Source organism: Butyrivibrio sp. (genome assembly GCF_017635265.1).
Lineage (GTDB): Bacteria > Bacillota > Clostridia > Lachnospirales > Lachnospiraceae > Butyrivibrio.
This window is the reverse complement of record NZ_JAGBLU010000018.1, coordinates 1-22,620: the sequence shown is the minus strand read 5'-3', so window position 1 is coordinate 22,620 and position 22,620 is coordinate 1. Positions and strand designations below refer to the sequence as shown.

Sequence of the window (22,620 nt, the reverse complement as noted above, 5' to 3'; positions counted from 1 at the left end):
ATCCATGTATTTTGTGGACTGAGGTATTGAAGTGAGTAGCATTGAATCCGGTAGTGAAAATCATGCTCTGGGTAAGTACTTATCCCCACTGTCTGTTTGGGCACTTTCCTTTGGATGTGCAGTAGGATGGGGCGCTTTTGTGATGCCCGGCACAACTTTTTTACCAAAGGCAGGGCCTGTCGGTACGGTTATTGGTCTTATAATCGGCGCTTTTGTGATGTTTATAATCGGCGTAAATTATAACTTCCTGATCAATAAGTATCCTGACGCCGGAGGGACTTTGACATATACTATTAAGATTTTTGGATATGATCATGGTTTTATGAGTTCCTGGTTTCTTATTCTCGTGTACGTTGCGATAATATGGGCAAATGCTACGGCGCTCGGTCTTATAAGCAGAAATCTTTTAGGAGGCATGTTCCAATTTGGATTTCACTATGAAGTTCTTGGTTATGATGTATATTTCGGCGAGGTTTTGCTTTCGCTGGTTGCTATTGCCATCTGCGGACTTTTGGGAACTCTTGGGAAAAGAATAACTGTGCATCTTCAGGTTATATTTGCCCTTTTCCTTATAGGCGGAATCATAATTGTAATTCTATGCGCATTTTTTAATGGCGGTCTTAATATTTCAAACAGTTTTACTCCAATGTTTTCCAAATCAGATGACATCGGAGTATCTTCCATAAGGCAGATTTCAACAATTGTTGCCCTTTCACCATGGGCTTTTGTAGGATTTGAATCAGTATCAAATTCTGCCGAGGGCTTCAACTTTTCCCCCCAAAAAACAATATGGATTTTTGCTATAGCTCTTTTAACAGGGACAGTTGCATATGTAGCTTTAGTGGCGCTGGCGGTTTTATATATTCCTGAGGGCTATGGCAACTGGTATGAATATGTAGGAAGCCTTGACAAAATGGATGGAATAATGGGGCTGCCTACGTTCTACGGCGCCTATAAGGCAATGGGACAGGCAGGTGTTGTTATCCTTGGGGTGGCAGCTTTTTCGGGAATTATGACAGGACTTATAGGAAACTTTATTGCTGCCAGCAGGCTTCTTTACGCAATGGCAGATGATGGGATTTTGCCTAAATGGTTTGGAAAATTAAATAAGGATAAAAGTCCTAAAAACGCAATGCTGTTTTTGACTCTTATTTCACTTGTGATTCCTTTTTTTGGCAGATCCGCAATTGGCTGGATAGTGGATGTAAATACAGTCGGAGCTACAATAGCTTACGCCTACACTTCTGCCTGTGCGCTTAGGCTTGCATACAAAGAGAACAATGATTATATAAAGGGGGCTGCAGGTATAGGACTTGTTATGTCTCTTGTTTTCTTTATTTACTTCATGTCATGGTCGGCAGATGCCATGTCTACAGAATCCTACATGATACTGGCCTTTTGGAGTATCTTGGGATTTATCTATTTCAGGATTGTCTTTTCACATGATGAGAAAAAGAGATTTGGAAAATCTACTATTGTGTGGATTTCTTTGTTGTTTTTAATATTTTTTACATCACTTATGTGGATGAAAAATTCTACAGACGAAATCACTGAGGAAATGGTGCAAAACATCAGCGATTACTATGAGAAAAGTACCGGATTTACCGATAGGAGTATAGTCAGAGAAACGGAAGAGTATATCAGTGAACAGCTAAAAAGGGCGGATGACCAGATTACCAGAAACAGTTTTATACAGATGCTTCTGATCATTGCTGCTCTTGCAATCATGTTCAGTTTATATTCTATGATGACAGCAAGGGAGAAAAAAACTGAGGCAGAAAGGGTAAAGGCTTTGGAACAAAGCAGAGCCAAGACAATTTTTCTCTCCAATATGTCCCATGATATAAGAACACCTATGAACGCCATCATAGGTTATATAAATCTTGCGGAGAGAGAAGATGTTACTTTTGAGGAGTTAAAAGAGTATTTGGGGAAAATCAAGGGTTCAAGTCATCATCTTTTAGCTCTCATAAATGATGTTCTGGAAATGAGCAGGATTGAAAGCGGAAAAATGGATATTGAGCCGATTCCAATGAATCTTCATTCGACGTTTGCAGAGATAAAAGATATGTTTAAAACCCAAATGGATGAGAAACATATAGATTTTATTGTCGATTCTTCCAATATTAGAAACACCTGTGTTTACTGCGATAAAAACAGACTGAACAGAGTCCTTTTGAACCTGATAAGCAATGCCTATAAGTTTACTCCGGATGGAGGAACTGTTGAAGTTAAGGCATGGGAAATAGATTGTTCTGAGGAAGGCTATGGAATCTTTGAGATCAGGGTTAAGGACAGCGGAATTGGCATGAGTAAGGAGTTTGCGTCAAATGTATTTGATGCTTTTGAAAGAGAAAAAACATCTACTGTCAGCGGAATACAGGGAACAGGCCTTGGAATGTCAATAACCAAGAGTATCGTTGATCTTATGGGCGGTGACATTACCGTAAATACTGCCAAGGGAGTTGGTACAGAGTTTGTTGTAAGCATAAAGCTGCAGCTTCAGGAACAGCAGACAGACGCCGAAGAAGCCGATGAATCCAGTGAGGAGAAGGCAGGAGCCGGGCAGATTTTAGTGGACTATTCCAAGGTGAGAATTCTTTTGGCTGATGATATGCAGATCAACCGTGAAATTGCAACTAAGCTTCTTACGAGACTTGGATTTATGGTGGAACAGGCTGTTGATGGAAAAGATGCCCTTGATAAAGTTGCCTCTTCTGAGCCCGGATATTATAATTTAGTACTGATGGATGTTCAGATGCCTGTAATGGGCGGTTATGAGGCTACTGAGAATATCAGAAAGCTTGATAATCCTGAACTTGCCGGTATACCGATTCTTGCCATGACGGCCAATGCTTTTTCCGAGGATGTAAAAAAAGCCAAGGAGGCTGGTATGAACGGACATATAGCAAAACCTATCGATATGAAACAGATGGTGGATACTATCACGGGAGTTTTGACAAAATGATGAAAAAAGTTTTTTTGACATTGGGGATAATAAGTGTACTGGTGACAGGTTGTGGCGCTGCGGATAAAGCAGCGCCTTTAAACGTGATTGAGGATAAGTATCGCACGACCTATGAGATTTTCGTTTATTCTTTTTATGACAGCGATGGAGATGGTATCGGAGACTTAAAAGGTGTTACTCAAAAACTTGACTATATAAATGACGGAGATGATGCTACGGACACCGATCTGGGGTGCAATGAAATCTGGCTTATGCCTGTTTCTCCTTCGCCCACCTATCACAAGTATGATGTCACCGACTATATGGATATAGATCCTGAATACGGTACGCTGCAGGATTTTGATGAGCTTGTGGATGAATGTCATAAAAGGCATGTAAACGTTATAATCGATACGGTTTTGAATCATACATCTGTAGAGCATCCGTGGTTTAAGGAGGCTGCGAAGTATATTGCAGATAATGCGGATGATTTTAAAGACAGAAATAAAACTGTGGATGAAAATACTGATGAAAGTTCAGGGCTCGTCTTTTTAGAGGAGGATCTTAAGGCATGCCCTTACCTTTCTTATTACAATTTTTCATATGAAAAATCAGATGGGTATGAACCTCTTTCGGGGACTGATTTTTATTATGAGGCAAGGTTCTGGTCTGGTATGCCGGATCTTAACCTTGATGATGATAATGTGAAAAAAGAAATTGAGGATATTATAGGTTTTTGGATAGACCATGGAGTTGACGGATTCAGACTTGATGCGGTTACGTCCTACTATACAGGTGATGACCTTAAGAACATTGAATTTTTGACCTGGCTTAATGATACTATTAAATCTCAAAAGGAAGATGCTTATATTGTAGGTGAATGCTGGACCAATTCAAGTACCTACTCTAAATATTATAAGAGCGGTGTTGACAGCTTTTTTGACTTTGATTTTGCCGGAAGCGAAGGAATTATCGCAGGTGTGGCAAGAGGAACGAACGCTGCAGCTAATTACGGTAAAGCTCTTGAGAAGATAGAAAGTCAGCTGGCTGAAATTAGCGACACTTCCATCGATGCGCCTTTTTACACTAATCATGATATGGCCAGATCTGCTGGATATTATACAGGTAAGGGCAGTCAGGACAAGGTGAAGCTTGCCGGAGCACTTAACCTTCTTATGACCGGAAATGCGTTTATTTACTATGGCGAAGAACTTGGTATGAAGGGCTCCGGAAAGGATGAGAACAAGAGAGCTCCAATGCAGTGGAGTTCTACTGACCTGACAGGCATGTGCAATGGCCCTGCCAACATGGATAAGTTTGACATGAAGTATCCGGCTCTTGATGTGCAGGCGGCAGATGAGTACTCAATTTTTAACTATTACAAGGCAGCTATAAAACTCAGAAATATGTTCCCTGTGATCGCAAGAGGCAGGACTGTGAATGTTGATTCACTTTCTAACAGCGATATTTCTGCATTTGTCAGGGAAAAGAAGGAAGGCAGCACCTATGAGACAGATGTGGAGAGACTTCTTATATTGATAAATACTTCAGATGAGTCAAAAGAAGTGAATATTTCCACAGATGATATGTCGAAAGATTATGGGAATATTGTGTATAGCCTTTGTACTTCTGAGGAAAAATGTGAATATAATGGTGGGAAAGTGGTAATACCTGCCTATGGAATAGCAGTTTTAGCAGCTGGGAACTAAAGTTGCAGTACAATAAATAAATTAATAATTTTAGAGTAACTGTGCTGATTATTAAGATTAAGATTAATTTGCTATAATGAAAGCATAAAAAGGTGCTACCCGTACAGCAACGGTTAGTCCGAAATTACATAGTGATTAAAATAACCGCTAGTTGTTCAGGCTTGGCGGTTATTTTAATGCTTGCTATTCCTACCGATGGAATAGCCAAGACCAAAGAACGTTGCACTAAATCCAAATCGTAATAAGGATGACAAGGCTTTATTTTTTCGTAAATGATCACCTGAGTTGTAGCTATGATTGATTGCTTTACATGATTAGTACGCAGATTTGTACCCTAAAATTACCCTAATTTAAATGTTTCAAAACGTACTTTTTTGAACCAAAACAGACATTTACAACAAAAGATTTTTAACAACAAAAAAGACTGAAACTCCAGCAATTATCTGGATTCCAGTCTTTTCTTTAAGAGCAGGGGAAGCAGGATTCGAACCTGTTTTCCTGACTTTCCCAAATACAGATAGAAAGGAGTCTCGAGCATCTTCTATTGATTTGAATTTAACCATTTCTTAACCAGTTTATATCTTATACCTGGTGATATTCTCCCAATCAGAAGGCAATCCCATCTGATCTAGCAGATTAGACTTGGTTAGTCGCTGGCTCTTCTTGCAGTATTGATCTATAAGTTTCTTAAGACTACGCTTATATTGCAAAAACTCATCTCTTCTTAGTAAATATCTAAAAGCAATTACTAATCCAAAGTAATCCCTTTTACCAATAGAATACATTGATCCAGTCATAGGGAGATTCATTTTTTTATGAATCGGAGTGTCGGGAAATTCTCTTTGTACAAGGTTATGACTGAACAATCTCTCATTATGAGCACATACATTTCTAAAAAGAGTCAGACAACCAAGATATTGACCAAGAGCCTTCTCGGACACATTTGTGTAGGCTTTGCTGATCATACTCTGCTGTCTATGTTGTAATAACCCATAGAATTTTGATAACTGACCAAAAGTAAGGATTTTAGTTGTGACCCATAACGGAACGTTACTATATACTTTTCTCTGGTGTACAAGATATGGTTTCTCAGTGTTCTTGTTTGCGTGATAATCCAAAATACTAATAAGCTTGGTAACATCATGGGATAATTTAGGACTTTGATTATAATTTACCGATGAAAGATACTGAGATTGATTCTCACCAAATGATGCGCAGAAACTATCTGATATTAATTGCCGTATCTTTTGCTCTACCTTGATCAAATAATTAAAAGTAAGGGCTCTTAATTCTTCGTCAAAGTGATATAAGGCAAGCACATCTTCAAAGGTAGTACCACCTACATACTTCCTTGTCATAGGATTGATAAACAGATTCTTATATCCACCAATTAGAGAGAAATAGCCGATATCGGTTAGCATTCTCTCAGCAAAGTTTACATCTTTTATTATTAACCCTTTATCATTTATTAGTTTTTGGATTTGTTTACCATACGGAAGATATGGCTTAGGCATATTAGAAAAACTCCTCAAGAAAAAAATTAAAGGAGGGCCCTCAGGTCCTCCCGCGGTCCCAGTCCTCACGAGTATCTGGAACTTAGTCACTATAATCATTTTATATGTTAAGAACCTTATTGTCAATGAATACAATATGATGGAGTCAGAAATGCCACTCTTATCACCTCTCGATGTCTTCAATTATAGTTGCATCTGCTGTAGAAGCAACTTCGAGGATGAATTCACTGAAGACAATCATTATACGGGAAGTGGTACAGCATATGTGAAGAAGGTTGAAGATGACGTTGATTTTTATAATGTAATAGAATCACTTAATTCAGTCGAAGACTTCCTAAATGACCCAGCTGTAGAAAATGTAGGACAGGAGGATTTTTGTACAATAAATATAATCGAGTCAGTCTTTGATTATCCAGAAAATGCATGCATTACCGAGTTTAATGAAGTAAACTTACCACTTAAACTAACTATTGATGATATGCCATATTATATTGTATGGGATGAAGTTATTATTGTAGATGCTCCATCATCAGAGTCATCAACTCAGGAGTAACTATTTTTACATAATAATCGAAGTTCAGCAGTAACTCTAACGAGCAAGAAACCCTCGATGTCGCCACATCGAGGGTTTCGCTTTGCCATAGAATATATAATCGCTTTTTATTGCGTTTCCGCATAATCATATTACTACAACTGTTATGTTCAGTCAAATAAAACTCTTATGAAGAAACGTGATCAATAGCTGTTTTCCCACATTATACATGATTAGTACGCAGATTTGTACCCTAAAATCACCCTAAATTTACTGTTCCAAAACGTACTTTTTTGAACTAAAACAGACATTTACTACAAAAGATTTTTAACAACAAAAAAACTGAAACTCCAGCAATTATCTGGATTCCAGTCTTTTTACAATGAGCAGGGGAAGCAGGATTCGAACCCGCATGAGCGGTTTTGGAGACCGGCATACTAGCCATTGTATGATTCCCCTTTATTTATGGCTTTTGCACCAACGAATGTTATTCTAGCATAGACAATAGATGTTGTAAAGAAGATTTTTTGATTTACAGCATTAAAATTTTGCCTCAAGGCAAGTTGCAAGCCAGAGGCCAGTAACTTATAATTTTCCTAATCGAAAAAGGAGTGAAGCAGGAAATATGGCTTACAAATATAAGAATTACATCTTTGATCTATATGGAACTTTAGTGGATATCCACACAGATGAGGAACAGCCTGAGCTCTGGGAGAAAATGGCAAAAAAGCTGTTGGATGAATATGGTGCCGAATACACTGCGTCTGGCCTTAGGGAAAAATATCTTTTGGCATGTAAAGAGGAAACAGATGCCCTTATTGAGAAGACTCACGCGGAGTATCCTGAGATACAAATAGAAAATGTCTGGGCCAGACTTATAGAAGATGGAATACGGGATGAAAACCACAAGGCAGAAACAGATGGAAGTAAAGCAGCTGGCAACAGAGTAAATCCGGATGACCTGGAAGGACTTTGCATATTTTTTAGGGAAGCTTCAAGGGATAAGCTCTGCAAGTACCAGGATACAGACAGGCTATTATCTGAATTAAAAAGTGCAGGAAAAAAGATATTTCTTTTGTCTAATGCACAGCTCTTTTTCACCAGGAAAGAGCTGGAAGATGTGGATATTGCAAAGTACTTTGATGACATTTTTATATCGTCAGATAATGGTGTCAAAAAGCCTCAGAAAGAATTCATGGAAAAACTGCTAAAAAAGCATGGATTAAACCCTACTGAATGCGTTATGATAGGGAATGAGGTTTTTAGCGATGGTGGAGTAGCCAAGGCAAATGGCGTAGATTACATCTTCGTACAGGATGGAGATTTCTCTAAAATAATATGAAAAGGAGAATGGGTATGCAGGACAGATTACCAAAAAGAGATGAGGTCGCAAAGGAACTTACCTGGCGACTTGAGGATATTTTCGAAAATGAGGAAAAGTGGGAAGAAGAGCTTAAAAAGATAAGTGAAGTAGCTGATAAGATTGCAGCTCTTCAGGGCAAGCTTTCTGATGGAAAGTGCCTTCTTGAAGCTCTTAAGCTTACAGAGGAGTTTGAGCTTTTAGCTGACAGGGTTGTTGGCTATTCTCATAAGAGATTTGATCAGGATACATCCAATTCCAAATACCAGGGTATGAACGCAAGGGCCATGTCTGCATATGCTGCAGTCGAGGAAAAAACAGCCTTCATGAACTCTGAGATTGTTGATATTTCTGATGAGGACCTTGAAAAGCTCTATGAGCAGATTCCTGAGCTTGACAGATACAAGAGAGCAATAAAGAATGTCAGAAGATTAAAGGCTCACATGCTTGACAGCAACATGGAAGCTCTTTTGGCATCAGCAAGTGAGCTTGAGGGCGCTCCTCAGAAAGCTTTCGGAATGCTTGCAAACGCTGACCTTAAGTTTCCTTCAGTAAAAGATTCAAAGGGAGAAGAAGTTCAGCTTTCACAGGGAAGATTTGTTCCAACACAGATGTCTCATGACAGAGATTTAAGAAAGGCAAGTTTTGAGGCTTTCTATACAAGATTTGCAGAGTTCAAAAATACATGGACTGCTATGTATGACGGTGAAGTTAAGGCAAGGATCTTCGAGTCAAAGGCAAGAAAATACAATTCATGCTTTGAGGCGGCAGTTGATGGCAACGACGTATCACCTTTAGTTTGCGATTCACTGTTTGAGTCCATTCATGGTAACATGGACAAAATGCACAGATACGTTTCTCTCAGGAAAAAGCTACTTGGAGTAGACGAACTTCACATGTATGATGTCTATGTTTCAATGATCCCTGATTTTGACATGAATGTCACATATGATGAGGCAAAAGAGATTTCTCTTAAGGCCCTTGCTCCTCTTGGCGAAGATTATCTGGCAGTCGTAAAAGAGGCATATGAGAACAGATGGATCGATGTTGTTGAGAATGAAGGAAAGAGAAGCGGTGCGTATTCATCAAATGTATACGGAACGCATCCATATATGCTTCTTAACTACAATGATACTTTGAATGATGTCTTTACACTTGTTCATGAAATGGGACATTCAATGCATTCTTGGTATTCAAGCAAAGCTCAGCACATCCTTGATGCAGGTTACAAGATCTTCGTTGCAGAAGTAGCGTCTACTACTAATGAAGTTCTTTTGTACCATTATCTTAAGGACCATGCTAAGAGCAAGGAAGAAAAGGCCTTTATCGTAAATCACTTCCTTGAGAGCTTTAAGAGCACAATGTTCCGTCAGACTATGTTTGAGGAATTTGAGAGAAAGACCTGCAAGATGGCTGAAGATGGTGAGCCTCTTACAGCAGAGTCTCTTTATAATGTATACTATAACCTCAATAAGGAATACTTTGGCGAGGATATGATATCCGATGAAGAAATTGGATGGGAGTGGTGCAGAATTCCTCACTTCTATTACAATTTCTATGTATATCAGTATGCAACAAGCTTTGCTGCTGCTGTTGCGATTGCAGACAGAATTCTTAAAGAGGGCGCTCCTGCAGTTGAGCAGTACAAGAAGTTCCTTTCAAGCGGATGCACACAGGATCCTGTAAGCCTCTTAAAGATAGCTGGAGTTGACCTTACAACAAAGGCTCCTATCGATGCGGCACTTAAGGTATTTGGTGAAGCTCTCGATGAGATGGAAGAGATCATGAAGTAAGTTATGACAAGGCGGTGCTTATATGGCAAAAGAAATATGGCGACCAGGTAATATGCTTTATCCCACACCTGCAGTTATGGTAAGCTGCAAGCGTGAAGGAGAAAAACCCAATATAATAACAGTGGCATGGGCAGGGACTATCTGTAGTGACCCGGCCATGCTATCAATATCTGTGCGTAAAGAGAGATATTCCTATGATATTCTCAAGGAGACAGGGGAATTTGTAGTCAATCTCACAAGTAAAAAACTGACTAGGGCAGCAGACTGGTGCGGAGTCCGCTCGGGAAGAGAGTACGATAAGTTTAAAGAAATGAACCTTACGCCGTTGCAATCTCAAAAAATATCAGCGCCGGGCATTGCTGAAAGTCCTGTGAATATTGAATGTAAGGTCAGGCAGACAATAGATCTCGGAAGTCATACAATCTTTATTGCTGAAGTTGTGTGTGTTACAGTAGATGACAAGTTACTTGATGAAAACGGAAGGCTTGATCTGGGAAAGGCAAAGCTTGTAGCTTATTCCCATGGTGAATATTTCATGCTTGGTGAGAAAGTCGGTAAGTTTGGCTACAGTGTTGCAAAAAAAGATTCTCCAAAGCCTGCCGGAGGAAAGAGCAAAAAAGCTAAGGCAAAGAAGAAAAAATGAAGTATTTTTTATTGTATATTAAACAAACATTGAGGTTTGTGCTAAAGCCATTGTCATTTGTACCTGCAATCATTATGATGTGCGTTATATTCATGTTTTCGGGGCAGGATGCAGACAGTAGTAGTCACCTCAGTTATATAGTCGGCATTAAGGTTTTTAGTTTTGCCAATGAAAAGCTTGAAAAAGGATGGACTCAGGACCAGATAGAGGATTTATCCGAAGCTTCGCAATTTTACGTCAGAAAGACAGCTCACGTTACAGAGTATTTTCTGCTGGCGGTATCCGTTGCTTTTCCTCTATACGTATATGGACTTAGAGGACCGCTTCTGGTTTTGTTTGCAGGAGCTTTTTGTGCCGGTTTTGCCTGTCTTGACGAATATCATCAGTCCTTTGTGGCAGGAAGAAGTCCCTCCAAAAGGGACGTTTTGATTGACTGTATGGGTGTTTTGCCGGGAATCATTATTACCAGAATTGTAGGATGGACAGGCAGAATGACGATATTCAGACCGCTGGCAAACAGAAAAAAAGCAAAAAGATATTGACAGCATAATTTGGCTGTGATATATTACATTAGTATTTGAAAACAAAGCAGAGTATCCACTCTCACCCTGCGGCAAGGGCTTCAGGTGTTAATATCTTTCAAATCAGCCATTTGGTTTGATTATTTGAGATTATAGGTGGATACGATGTGTATTCACCTTTTTTTTTCAGAATGTGGAGGACAAAACCATTAGCGAGTTATTTATTAATGAACAGATCAGAGCTAAGGAAGTTCGTGTGATTGGTATTACTGGTGAGCAGCTGGGGGTTATGGCTATTGCTGATGCCAGAAAGATTGCTGACGATGAGGGTGTTGATCTTGTAATGATTGCACCGACAGCTAAGCCACCTGTTTGCAGAGTTGTTGACTACGGTAAATTTAAGTATGAGCAGCTTCGCAAAGAGAAGGAAGCAAAAAAGAAACAGAAGACTGTTGAAATTAAGGAAATCAGACTTTCACCTAATATTGACACAAACGACCTCAACACTAAGGTTAATGCAGCTAAGAAATTCCTTGAAAAAGGTAATCGCGTAAAGATCACACTTCGTTTTCGCGGTCGTGAGATGGCTCATATGGGAGCAAGCGTACACATCCTTACAGACTTTGCACAGGCTTTGAGCGATGTTGCGGTTGTAGAGAAACAGCCTAAAGTCGAGGGACGTAGCATGACAATGTTCCTTGCAGAAAAGAAAAATTGATTTTTGCCAATTTTTGGTTAAAAATATAGTTCCACAAAATTACTGAGATTCACAGGAGGATTTAAGTTATGCAGCAAAAGATGAAAACAAAGAGAGCTGCTGCCAAGAGATTCAAAGTTACTGGCACAGGAAAGCTCATGAGAAGCAAAGCGTATAAGCGCCACATCTTAACAAAGAAGTCTACAAAGAGAAAGAGAAATCTTAGACAGGCTGGACTTGTTGACGCTACAAATGTAAAGACAATGAAGAGCATTCTTCCTTATGCATGATCAGAGCACTTGATGAGGTATTATCGAGTTTAGTGCAGCATCCCATAAGTTCATTTGAGTTGAGATTTGGTTCGGTAAAGATTTAGAAATTAGGAGGATATTAAGATGGCAAGAGTTAAAGGCGCATTAAATGCCAAGAAGAAACACAATAGAGTATTAAAGCTTGCAAAAGGTTACAGAGGAGCAAGATCAAAACAGTATAGAGTAGCAAAGCAGTCAGTTATGAGAGCTCTTACTTCTGCATTTGCAGGACGTAAGCAGAAGAAGAGAGATATGAGATCTCTTTGGATCACACGTATCAATGCAGCAGCCAGAATTAACGGACTTTCATACAGCAACATGATGCATGGTCTTAAGCTTGCTGGTGTTGACATCAACAGAAAGATGCTTGCTGAGCTTGCAGTAAATGATCCTGAAGGATTCAAGACACTTGCTGAGCTTGCAAAGACAAAGATTGCATAATACAGTCGGAAACTTTGATTGAAATATTAGTTTTTTTGATATAGAATGAAGGAGTATCACATAGTGATGCTCCTTTTTTTGCGTAGTAAACATGCTGTATTAAAGGAAACTGTTTTTAAACGGAGGATATAGACATGGCATATGAGAATTTACAGCCAAAAGAAGTATTTCATTTTTTTGAGGAGCTTTGCAATATACCGCATGGTTCAGGTAATTTACAGAAAATAAGCGACTATCTTGTTTCTTTTGCCAAAGAAAGAAACCTTGATGTCATTCAGGATAATGAACTTAATGTAATCATCAAAGCACCTGGCAGCAAGGGATATGAGGACAAAGAGCCTGTAATACTGCAGGGACATATGGACATGGTAGCTGTCAAAGAAGACTCCTGTGATATTGATATGAAAACAGAGGGGCTTCGTTGCAAGACTGATGGGGAGTATGTTTGGGCTGAGGGAACAAGCCTTGGCGGTGATGACGGTATTGCTGTTGCTTATTGCCTTGCGCTTCTTGATTCAGATACTATACCTCATCCACCACTTGAAGTTGTCATTACTACTAATGAAGAAACCGGAATGTTTGGCGCAGCAGCAATTGATCTTTCTTCTTTAAAAGGAAAGAAGATGATAAACATCGACAATGAAGAAGAAGGCGCATTTATCACAAGTTGTGCAGGCGGCGCCAGAATATACTCAGACTTTTCTTTTGAAAAAGACAACAAGACAGGATTTTTATTTGAAATAAAGGTTGATGGTCTTTTGGGTGGTCATTCTGGAGAAATGATCAAATGCGGAAGGGGAAATGCTAACCATATTTTGGCAAGAACTCTTTTAAATGCAATGGATGCAGCGGAAATCTCACTAGTATCTGTAGAAGGCGGCGTTGCGGATAATGCAATCCCATCTGCTGCAGTGGCAAAGGTTGTTGTTCCTGCCGGAAACGTAACAGATATGAAGGAGAGTATAGAGCAGACTCTGGCTGAAGTTAAGGGTGAACTCGAAGTAAAGGATCCCGATGTGAATATCACATGTACTGAGGCTGGAGCAGAGAATAACTATTCCTGTGCTAAATACGAAGATGGCAGAATGATAGTAAGTGCCATGATTTCTTTACCTGATGGAGTTCAGGCAATGAGCGCAGCAGTTGAAGGTCTTGTGGAGACATCTTTAAATCTTGGTATCGTGAAGACTGTGGATTCTTCAATTACACTTGAGCATTCAGTGAGAAGTAGTGTGGAATCTTCCAAGAACATGCTCATCAAAAAGGTTGCCACTATTGTTACAACTTTTGGCGGAACATATTCAGTTTCAGGTCAGTATCCGGGTTGGAAGTACAGGCAGCATTCAGAGCTTCGCGACCACATGGTTAAAGTGTATGAGGAAATGTACGGAAAGAGTCCGAGACTTATGGCTATCCACGCAGGACTTGAGTGTGGAATATTAAGTGAGAAGATTAAGGATCTTGATTGTATCTCAATAGGACCTGATATGCAGGATATCCACTCAACCAAGGAAAGACTGTCAGTAAAATCTGCTGCTAATGTTTGGGAATACTTAAAGGCAGTATTAAAGTAATGGGTAAATATACAGTAGCATGATACTAGTGTTGCACAAAGCATTATTACAGGAGGGGATACAATTGAACGATGTAAAGAAAAAAATAATGGATTCGGTTATAAATCAGTTCAATGCAAAAGGAATGAAGTTTACAATGGATGACATATCCAAAGAACTTCATATAAGTAAAAAGACTATTTATAAAGAATTCAATGATAAGGATGAGCTTTTCTTTGCAACAGTAGATTATGGTTTTTCTGCCATTAAGGAAAAAGAGGCTGAGATTATAGCCGACAATTCTTTGGAACTGATTGAAAAGATAAAGAAGCTTATTGTTTGTCTTCCCGACAATTATAAAAATATTGATTTCAGACGAGTATATCAGCTCAGAGAAAAATATCCTGAAGTTTATAAAAAGATTGCTGAAAGAGTAGAGAGTGATTGGGGAGAGACAGAGAAGCTCTTGCAAAAAGCTATGGATGAAGGGCTTATCAAGAAAATGCCTATAGATTTCATAAAACTTATAATCGAGGGTGTTATCGAGAAATTCCTAAGTTCAAGAGAACTTACAGGTACAGGTTACAGCTATGAGGAAGCTCTCAATGAGATGATTGATATAGTAATGAATGGATTAATTGTTGCAGAGAAAGCATGATACCGTTCGATGCGAATTTGGCTGAGCTGAGGTATCAGTATCCGGCCGGAGTAAGTCAGATAATAAATTGGCGTCATTAGAGGAGAAAGCAAATGATTATCACAAATGAGAAGGTATTTTTGCTTCAGACTAAAAATACATCCTATATGTTCAGAAAGCTTGATTCCGGGCATCTTGAGCATTTACATTATGGGGATAAGATTTTTTCAAATAAAGAGACAGGCGTATCTATGCTTGACAGTATAGCTGCGGTTATGGCACCCAAACATTTTAACGGTGCCGGCAATACAATTGTGTATTCAAGTGAACACAGTAAAATCCTTTTGGAGCAGCTTTGCCTTGAAATGAGCAGCTTTGGAAAAGGTGATATAAGAGATCCGTTTGTAGAACTTACATATGCTGATGGTAATACAACAGTGGATTTTCTTTTTGACAAATATGAGATAAAAGAGGGAAAGGAACTCCTTAAAACTCTTCCTTCATCATATGCAGAAAATAATGAAACACCGGATGGTAATGTAGAACAGCTTGTTGTTACACTGAAAGATAAGGAATATAATGCAAGACTCGATCTTGTTTATTCCGTATTTCCGGAATGTGATGTGATCACAAGAAGTGCGGTTCTTTACAATGATTCCGACAAGGATATCAGAATTGAGAGAATTCTTAGTACAGCTGTTGACTTTAATTCTCCTTCCTATAAGATGACTTCCTTCCATGGACGATGGGCAGATGAAATGGGCAAATACGAAAGTGTTTGCAATGGCGGAAAGGTAGTGTGTGAAGAACTTGCTGCAGGAGAGTCCGGCTCAAGATCCAATCCGTTTGTAATAGTAAGTAGCGCGGATGCTGACGATACCCATGGCGATTGTTACGGTTTTAATCTTATATACAGTGGTAACCACTATGAATCTCTTTCTTCCAATGGACACAGCATGAGCCGTTTTGTAAGCGGTATTCAGCCAACAGGATTTAACTGGGCGTTAACTCCGGGAGAGAAATTTGAAGCACCGGAAGCTGTTATGACATTTTCATCAAAGGGAATGAATGCCATGAGTATCAACATGCATGATTTCGTGCGTGAGCATGTTGTCAGAGGCAGCTGGAAAAAGAAAGAAAGACCAATCCTTATAAACAGCTGGGAAGCTGCATATTTTAACTTCACCCAGAATTCACTTCTCTCACTTGCCAAAGAAGCAAAAAAGTGTGGAATAGAACTTTTTGTAATGGATGACGGCTGGTTTGGCGAGAGAAATAATGATGATAAGTCACTTGGCGATTGGTATGAGAATAAGAAGAAACTTCCTGGCGGAATAAAAGAGTTTTCTGAAAAACTTGATGCAATGGGAATGATGTTTGGAATATGGGTAGAGCCTGAAATGGTCAATGAGAATAGTGACCTTTACAGAGCACATCCCGACTGGGCTGTAATCGTTCCGGGACATCCGCATTCTACCTGTAGAAACCAGATGAACCTTGATCTTACAAGGACAGAAGTTCAGGATTATATTATCGATTCCATGAAGAAGGTCTTTTCATCCGGAAAAGTATCTTATGTTAAATGGGATATGAACAGAACATTCTCCGACAGGTACTCGGTAGGACTTCCCGCGGAGAGGCAGGGCGAGTTCCAACACAGATATTACCTTGGATTATATAGAATCATGAAAACACTTACTGAGGCTTTCACTGAGATTCTCTTTGAGGGTTGCTCTGCCGGTGGAAACAGGTTTGATCTTGGAATTTTAAGCTATTTCCCGCAGATCTGGGGAAGTGATGATACGGATGCTTTTTGCAGAATTGATATCCAGAGAGGCTACAGCTACGGTTATCCGACAAGTACGGTGGGAGCCCACGTATCAGCTTGTCCTAACCATCAGACACTTAATTCCGTTCCTCTTGAGACAAGGTTTGAGGTTGCGGCAGCAGGATGCTTTGGCTATGAGCTTAATCTTTGTGATATGTCTGATTCAGATAAAAAGGCCGTTGCAAATCAGGTAGAGTATTATAAGAATAATAGAGAATTGTTCCAGTTCGGAGATTATTACAGACTTCCTGAGGATGGTTACATTATAGTAAGTAAAGATAAGAAAAAAGCGGTGGCATTTGTGGTTGAAAAGAACGCAAGACCTAATAAAGATTACAAGTGCTTAAGGACTGTCGGACTTGATGATGAAAAAGTCTATAACATGGTTGGCAGAGTTGTTCCATACAGCGTTAAGGATTTTGGAAGTCTGGTAAATATGATGACTCCTGTCCATGTTAAACAGGATGGAATTATTCACAATATAATTGATAAATTCATGGATATGAATGGAGAAGAGCAGAAGGCAACTGCTATAGGTGCGGCATTCAATGGACATGGTGTAGCCCTTAACTCGGCATTTTGCGGAACCGGTTACAATGAAGGAACACGTATAATGAGAACTGGTGATACCAGATTGTACTTATTTACTGAAGTTTAAGTGCGTCTGCATCAATAACCAAGTGTTTAACTATAGAGTATATTGGCAGAGAATAAATAATTTTTTTTGTATTGGTAGGAGAACAATATGAAGAATATAACTTTAGGCAGTACAGGCATTGTTGCGCCACAGAATGGCTTTGGTGCGCTCCCGATTCAGCGAGATGACATGGAGACTTCTGTTAGGATTTTAAGGAAGGCTTACGATGGTGGCATGAGATTTTTTGACACAGCAAGGGCCTATAGCGACTCGGAGGAAAAGCTTGGCAAAGGTCTTATGGAGTATGGTGTCCGTGATAACATCTTTATAGCTACCAAAACTACAGCAAAGGATCCGGATGGATTTTGGAAAGATCTGGAGACATCATTAAAGCTCCTTCAGACTGACCATGTCGATATATACCAGTTCCATATGGTATCACAGTGTTATAGACCCGGCGATGGAACGGGAATGTATGAATGCATGGAGGAGGCTAAGGCAAAAGGCCTCATTAAACACATCGGAATTACGACTCATAAGCTCATGGTAGCTGAGGAGATAATAGAGAGTGGTCTGTATGAGACGTTGCAGTATCCATTCAGCTATCTTTCTACCGATAAGGAAATAGAACTGGTTAAAAAATGCCGGGAACATAATATGGGCTTTATCGCTATGAAAGGTCTTGCCGGCGGACTTATAAATAAGTCTGATGCTGCGTTTGCATTTATGAGCCGGTTTGATAATGTGATGCCGATCTGGGGGATTCAGAGAGAGGCAGAGCTTGACGAATGGCTTTCCTACATGGATAACAGTCCCGAATTTTCAGATGAGATCAAAGCGTTTATTGATAAAGAAAAAGATGAGCTTTCGGGTGATTTCTGCAGAGGATGTGGATATTGTATGCCATGCCCTAAGGGAATTCAGATCAATAACTGTGCAAGAATGTCTCTTATGCTTAGAAGAGCTCCTTCGGAGAGCTGGCTTAATGAGTATTGGCAGTCTGAAATGGCTAAAATTGATGAGTGTATAAATTGCAGAGCCTGCACCAAAAAGTGCCCGTATGAGCTTAGTACACCTGAACTTCTAAAAAAGAATTATGAAGATTACAAAAATGTACTTGCAGGGAAAGTAAGTGTGAGGTAAAATCATTTTACACAATTTAATTTAAAAATTTGAGGAGGTCATATCATGGGATTAAGGGACCTACTTTTCGGAAATGAAGAAGGAGAGAAAAAAGAAATGGAAAACGAGAATCTAGTTACACCGGATATGCTTGTTGGTGAAATTATTACAAAGCATCCACTGGCTGCTCAGTTTCTTATGGAGTGCGGAATGGGATGTATTCACTGTCCGGCATCTCAGATGGAGTCATTATCTGAGGCATGTGCAGTTCACGGAATTGATGGCGAAGAAATCGTAGACGCTCTCAACGATTACCTCGCAGAGCACAACGTATAATCTGTACATTTATGCAAGAGCAATAAAAAAATCCAATGATGCCTATGGGCACCATTGGATTTTTTTTGCTCTTGCGAGATTAGCCTTTTACGGCACCTTCGATCATGCCTTCCATGATCTGCCTTTGGGCGATGAGGAAGAGGATGATCATTGGTACTATTGCAAGAAGTGCTGCCGGAAGAATTCTATCCCAGCTCTTTACGTAAGATCCTACGAATTTCTGTATTGCAATAGGAATTGTCATTACCTTTCCGTTTTGCCCAAGCATCATAGATGGAAGAAGATAGTCATTCCAAATCCACATACCGTTAAGAATAGTAACAGTGGTAATAACAGGAGTCAGCAGAGGGAATATGATCTGGAAAAATGTTTGCTCCGGTGAACATCCATCGATTGAAGCAGCCTCTTCGAGATCGTAAGGAACTCCCTTTATAAATCCGTTAAGAATGAATACTGTCATGGCACCGCCGAATCCAAGGTAAGCAAATACGATGCCCGGAACGGATTGAAGCATTGAAATGCCGATAAACTTGCCAACGTCACGGAAGGTAGAGATAAGAGGAAGCATTACTACCTGGAAAGGAATGATCATTGAAGCAATAAAGGTGAAGTAAATAACTGTTGACCAAACCGTTTTGTTACGGCATATTACCCATGCAGCCATAGCACCGAAAAGTGATAATAAAACAAGTGAAACTACTGTGATAAGTGCTGATGAACCAAATGAACTCCAAAACAGGAAGTTAGGATCATTTATTACTGCCTTAATATTTTCAAGGAGCTGTGAAAGGCTGGCACCTGAAAGACTTACCGGATTGGATGTAATGTCAGATGTCACTTTACCTGAATTTATAAGAAGCAGGAAAAATGGGAATAATACATAGACCGCTACAATAATTGCAATTATCAGCCTTATTACTACGCTGGATGTTTTTTCTTTTGTATGCATTATAATTCCACCTCCCTCTTATTTGATACACGAACCTGAACAATGGAGACAATAGCCAGAATAATGAAGAACAGAACTGCCTTTGCCTGTCCAAGAGCGTAATCATTGTTGATAACTGCTGTTGTATAGATGTTAAGCGCCAGCATTTCAGTACCGTTTGCAATGTAGTTACCGAAGAACTGAACTGAACCTTTACCGTTTGTAAGAGCAAGGTTAACATCGAACTGCTTGAAGGCTGAAGTTAAAGTAAGGAAAGTACAGATTGTAATAGTCGGTGCAATCATTGGAAGCTTTATGTTGAAAAGAGTCTGCATTTTATTTGCACCATCGATGGCAGATGCTTCAAGTACATCTCCCGGAATTGTATTTAGTCCTGTGATATAGATGAGCATTATGTAACCTGCGTACTGCCAGATATATACGATAATTATAGCGATAAACGCTGTATTTGTATCCGAAAGCATTGAATAAGTTCCGGTGAACTTTGTTACTACATTACTGAAAATGAACTGCCAAATATAACCAAGTACGATTCCTCCAATAAGGTTTGGGAGGAAGTAAGCTGCTCTAAAGAATCCAAGGCCTTTGATCTTGGATGTACACAAAAGTGCCAGAAGAAAAGCCACAAGATTAACAAGTATCATGTTAAAAACAACGAATAAAAATGTTAAAAGTGTTGACCATAAGAAAGCCGGCTGCTTGAACATTCTTGCATAGTTGGAAAAACCAACAAAGCCTTTAAGTCTGATACCATCCCAGTCTGTAAAGGAATAACCGATACCAAGGAAAAGAGGAATGATAACAGTTACAAGGAATGCAAACAGAAGTGGAAAAAGAAATATAAAGTTAATAATAGAACGGTGATGCTTAAGAGTTGGGAATAAGTACAATCCTATAAAGAAAAGTATGATGCCGCAAACGAGCATTGCTCCCCTATACACGTTTCCTGTGCCGGCTATTGACATACCTAAACCAACTATTGTAAGCACAATTCCTGCTATAAGGCAAATAAATGATGTTGCCTTTCTCCCTATAGAAAATGTACTCATAAGTAATCCCCCTTTCGTGAGGCATAAAAATATTTATCACTGGTAAAATCAAGTTCAACCGGATTTAATAGGAAATTACCGGGTGAACTTGTATGGACCGCACTAAATTCAAAAATCAAGTGCCTTTTTCAAATAAAGGGCAGGACACGTGTGCCCTGCCCTAAAAGTTTATATTACTGTGCGTAGTAAGCAGAAATTACCTGAGCCATTGTTGATACGAATCCATCAGCATCAAGTTTGCCCTTTGCATAGTCTGCAAATACGTTACATGTTTCGTTCTGAAGGCCATCCTTCTTAAGCATTGTGTGCCATCCTGAGTAATTACCTGCTGTGATGTAGCTGTTCATACTCTTGTAGAATGGGTTAACTGCTTCGTACTGGCAATCATCAAACGGAGATACAAGACCTGCATCATTTACAAGGATATTCTGAGCTGAATCTCCTGCGCACCAGTTAAAGAATGCCTTTGCACCATCAACGTTACCTTCTGAATATGCTACCCAGTATGAAGGTGGTCCTGCAATGATTGTGTTGATTCCATCTTCAAATGCATATGGAGCAAATCCACACTCGAATGATACATCGTCAGGAGATGTTACACACCAGTTACCCTGTGTGATAAATACATACTTGCCTTCCTTAAATCCGGCAACTTGATTGTCATATGTACCGTCAACTAAGAGAGCAGGATCTGAATACTGATTCATCATGCCGATGAACTCAGCGAAGTTCTTCATTCTTGCTTCATCAATCTGACCGCCATCGTTAAGAAGATCGATGTATGTTGTATCGTCAGCCTTAAGTCCTGCATCAAGGTACTGAGCAAATACGTGTGTACCTGAAGACCATCCAAGGTTTGTAGGTTCTGCACACCATCCAAATACAGCAGTGATACCAAGCTCATCCTTCTTGGAATCAAGAGTCTCACATGCAGCTTTCCAAGCATCAGGGCTTGTAAGTGTAGAAGGATCGATTCCTGCCTTGGCAAGGATGTCAGCATTGTAACCAAGAGCTGTAGCCTCTACAGTGTAAGGAAAACCGATTGTACCCATTGTTGAATCAACAAGTTCGAATCCTGTCTTATTTGTCCATTCTTCACCGGCGAGGTCTGCAAGCATTCCATCCCAGTTAGCTGCCTGGTTAGCTTCGATAACGAAGATATCCGGCATGTTGCCTGCCTGATACATTTTCTTAAGTTCGTCAGAAGCGTTTGTGTCGCCACCGATTGTCTCAACTGTAAGAACATTGCCTGTCTCTTCAAGATACTTAGCTGCAAGAGCCTGCATCTGATCGTTGATCTCAGGCTTACCATTGAGAAGACGAACAGCTTCCTGTGTTCCGGCTACTTCGCTTGTAGCTTCTGCAGTTTCAGTTGTTGCAGCAGTGTCAGCTGACTGAGTTTCTGTCTGAGCCTGAGTGTTGTCAGACGAAGTTGTTGTGTCAGCTGCTGTTTCTCCGCAAGCTGCAAGTGAAAGAACCATTGTGCCTGCAAGAAGAACTGACATGAGTTTCTTTTTCATTTTGTTTCCTCCTTTTGCCTCTTTGTGCAAATTGCCATAACTTATTTACTTTTTGGCGGTTACTTTTGCGCATAAGTTGTACGCTATATTCAAATTAGCACAAAAAAGCCAGAAATTCAAGCTAGTTTGCTAAAATTAATATTGACTACATGTTCAATAATCGCGCAAAATAGCGTGGTTGACGGATTTGCAAATATAGAAGAAAAATCTAAAAATATAATAAAACGTATTAAAAGATAATAAATTATAGTAAATTATCCGCACTTATGCGCGTAAGCTTTGTGGTGAAATTCGACAAGAAAAAATAAAGTGATGAATATTTAATTGTAAAAAATACAATAAAAAGGGGCTGTCGCACTAATTAGTTAGTGCGAGGCCTCTTTTTTATTTAATAGGAAATTGCGCCTTTACGGCGCAACCTTGAATTAAAAGGCCCGGGCAAGACCGGGCCATGCAAAGCGGAGGTATGCTGATTGTTATTATCAGTCTACCTCGTCAAAGAATTCATCATCTTCGTGCAT

General features: G+C 39.6%; 20 protein-coding genes and 1 tRNA gene. 15 read left to right on the top strand and 6 right to left on the bottom strand.

The genetic code is table 11. The features are described from left to right. The first annotated feature begins 31 nt into the window (after positions 1-31). Complete coding sequence (locus J6O61_RS02445; protein WP_292209152.1) at positions 32-2,968, top strand: ATP-binding response regulator; 2,937 nt, start codon at positions 32-34, stop codon at positions 2,966-2,968. Continuing rightward, positions 2,965-4,656, top strand: a complete 1,692-nt coding sequence (locus J6O61_RS02440; RefSeq protein ID WP_292209149.1) for an alpha-amylase family glycosyl hydrolase — start codon at positions 2,965-2,967, stop codon at positions 4,654-4,656. The genes J6O61_RS02445 and J6O61_RS02440 overlap by 4 nt, the downstream gene beginning before the upstream one ends. Before the next feature lie 392 nt (positions 4,657-5,048). Here J6O61_RS02440 and J6O61_RS02435 read toward each other — a convergent pair whose 3' ends face one another. Both J6O61_RS02435 and J6O61_RS02430 read right to left on the bottom strand, forming a co-directional pair. Further along, a complete protein-coding gene (locus J6O61_RS02435) occupies positions 5,049-5,219 on the bottom strand; it encodes a hypothetical protein (protein WP_292209146.1) in 171 nt (56 codons plus the stop codon). A gap of 12 nt (positions 5,220-5,231) precedes the next feature. Continuing rightward, the gene (locus J6O61_RS02430; protein ID WP_292209144.1) at positions 5,232-6,170 is read right to left on the bottom strand and encodes an Abi family protein; all 939 of its coding nucleotides are present in this window, start codon (positions 6,168-6,170) and stop codon (positions 5,232-5,234) included. 151 nt (positions 6,171-6,321) lie between these two features. Between J6O61_RS02430 and J6O61_RS02425 the strand changes: the two genes are divergently transcribed. Beyond that, complete coding sequence (locus J6O61_RS02425; protein WP_292209141.1) at positions 6,322-6,723, top strand: hypothetical protein; 402 nt, start codon at positions 6,322-6,324, stop codon at positions 6,721-6,723. A 366-nt stretch (positions 6,724-7,089) separates the two neighbouring features. Here J6O61_RS02425 and J6O61_RS02420 read toward each other — a convergent pair. Beyond that, positions 7,090-7,161: transfer RNA gene (locus J6O61_RS02420), tRNA-Trp, on the bottom strand. 166 nt (positions 7,162-7,327) lie between these two features. On the opposite strand from J6O61_RS02420, the gene J6O61_RS02415 reads away from it, so the two are divergent. From J6O61_RS02415 to J6O61_RS02360, 12 genes are all read left to right on the top strand, one after another. Beyond that, a complete protein-coding gene (locus tag J6O61_RS02415) occupies positions 7,328-8,044 on the top strand; it encodes an HAD family hydrolase (RefSeq protein WP_292209139.1) in 717 nt (238 codons plus the stop codon). Positions 8,045-8,058: 14 nt separating this feature from the next. Beyond that, on the top strand, positions 8,059-9,855 hold the full coding sequence (pepF, locus tag J6O61_RS02410; RefSeq protein WP_292209137.1) for an oligoendopeptidase F: 1,797 nt from the start codon (positions 8,059-8,061) through the stop codon (positions 9,853-9,855). A 22-nt stretch (positions 9,856-9,877) separates the two neighbouring features. Beyond that, positions 9,878-10,498, top strand: coding sequence for a flavin reductase family protein (locus tag J6O61_RS02405; RefSeq protein WP_292209135.1), 621 nt, complete (start codon positions 9,878-9,880; stop codon positions 10,496-10,498). After that, the gene (locus J6O61_RS02400; protein ID WP_292209133.1) at positions 10,495-11,040 is read left to right on the top strand and encodes a VanZ family protein; all 546 of its coding nucleotides are present in this window, start codon (positions 10,495-10,497) and stop codon (positions 11,038-11,040) included. Before J6O61_RS02405 ends, J6O61_RS02400 begins: the two co-directional genes overlap by 4 nt. Positions 11,041-11,212: 172 nt before the next feature. After that, positions 11,213-11,737 carry a translation initiation factor IF-3 gene (infC, locus tag J6O61_RS02395; RefSeq protein WP_292209131.1) on the top strand — a complete coding sequence of 175 codons (525 nt, stop codon included), beginning with the start codon at positions 11,213-11,215 and terminating at the stop codon, positions 11,735-11,737. 68 nt (positions 11,738-11,805) lie between these two features. Beyond that, positions 11,806-12,006 (top strand): 50S ribosomal protein L35, encoded by a 201-nt coding sequence (rpmI, locus tag J6O61_RS02390; protein ID WP_292209129.1) that lies wholly within the window; start codon positions 11,806-11,808, stop codon positions 12,004-12,006. 105 nt (positions 12,007-12,111) lie between these two features. After that, on the top strand, positions 12,112-12,468 hold the full coding sequence (rplT, locus tag J6O61_RS02385; protein WP_026515109.1) for a 50S ribosomal protein L20: 357 nt from the start codon (positions 12,112-12,114) through the stop codon (positions 12,466-12,468). 134 nt (positions 12,469-12,602) lie between these two features. Continuing rightward, a complete protein-coding gene (locus tag J6O61_RS02380) occupies positions 12,603-14,042 on the top strand; it encodes an aminoacyl-histidine dipeptidase (protein ID WP_292209121.1) in 1,440 nt (479 codons plus the stop codon). A gap of 64 nt (positions 14,043-14,106) precedes the next feature. Then, a complete protein-coding gene (locus J6O61_RS02375; protein WP_292209118.1) occupies positions 14,107-14,679 on the top strand; it encodes a TetR/AcrR family transcriptional regulator in 573 nt (190 codons plus the stop codon). Between the two features lie 92 nt (positions 14,680-14,771). Then, positions 14,772-17,144 carry an alpha-galactosidase gene (locus J6O61_RS02370; protein ID WP_292209116.1) on the top strand — a complete coding sequence of 791 codons (2,373 nt, stop codon included), beginning with the start codon at positions 14,772-14,774 and terminating at the stop codon, positions 17,142-17,144. An 87-nt stretch (positions 17,145-17,231) separates the two neighbouring features. Then, positions 17,232-18,266: an aldo/keto reductase gene (locus J6O61_RS02365; RefSeq protein WP_292209113.1), complete on the top strand. Its 1,035-nt coding sequence runs from the start codon at positions 17,232-17,234 to the stop codon at positions 18,264-18,266. 45 nt (positions 18,267-18,311) lie between these two features. Then, positions 18,312-18,581: a DUF1858 domain-containing protein gene (locus tag J6O61_RS02360; protein WP_292209109.1), complete on the top strand. Its 270-nt coding sequence runs from the start codon at positions 18,312-18,314 to the stop codon at positions 18,579-18,581. Between the two features lie 79 nt (positions 18,582-18,660). Here the strand turns inward: J6O61_RS02360 and J6O61_RS02355 are convergent, their stop codons facing one another. From J6O61_RS02355 to J6O61_RS02345, 3 genes are all read right to left on the bottom strand, one after another. Then, entirely contained in the window at positions 18,661-19,530 is an 870-nt protein-coding gene (locus J6O61_RS02355) for a carbohydrate ABC transporter permease (RefSeq protein ID WP_292209106.1), read from the bottom strand. Next, a complete protein-coding gene (locus J6O61_RS02350) occupies positions 19,530-20,579 on the bottom strand; it encodes a carbohydrate ABC transporter permease (protein WP_292209103.1) in 1,050 nt (349 codons plus the stop codon). Before J6O61_RS02350 ends, J6O61_RS02355 begins: the two co-directional genes overlap by 1 nt. A gap of 173 nt (positions 20,580-20,752) precedes the next feature. Then, positions 20,753-22,099 (bottom strand): ABC transporter substrate-binding protein, encoded by a 1,347-nt coding sequence (locus J6O61_RS02345; RefSeq protein ID WP_292209100.1) that lies wholly within the window; start codon positions 22,097-22,099, stop codon positions 20,753-20,755. Positions 22,100-22,620: the final 521 nt, after the last annotated feature.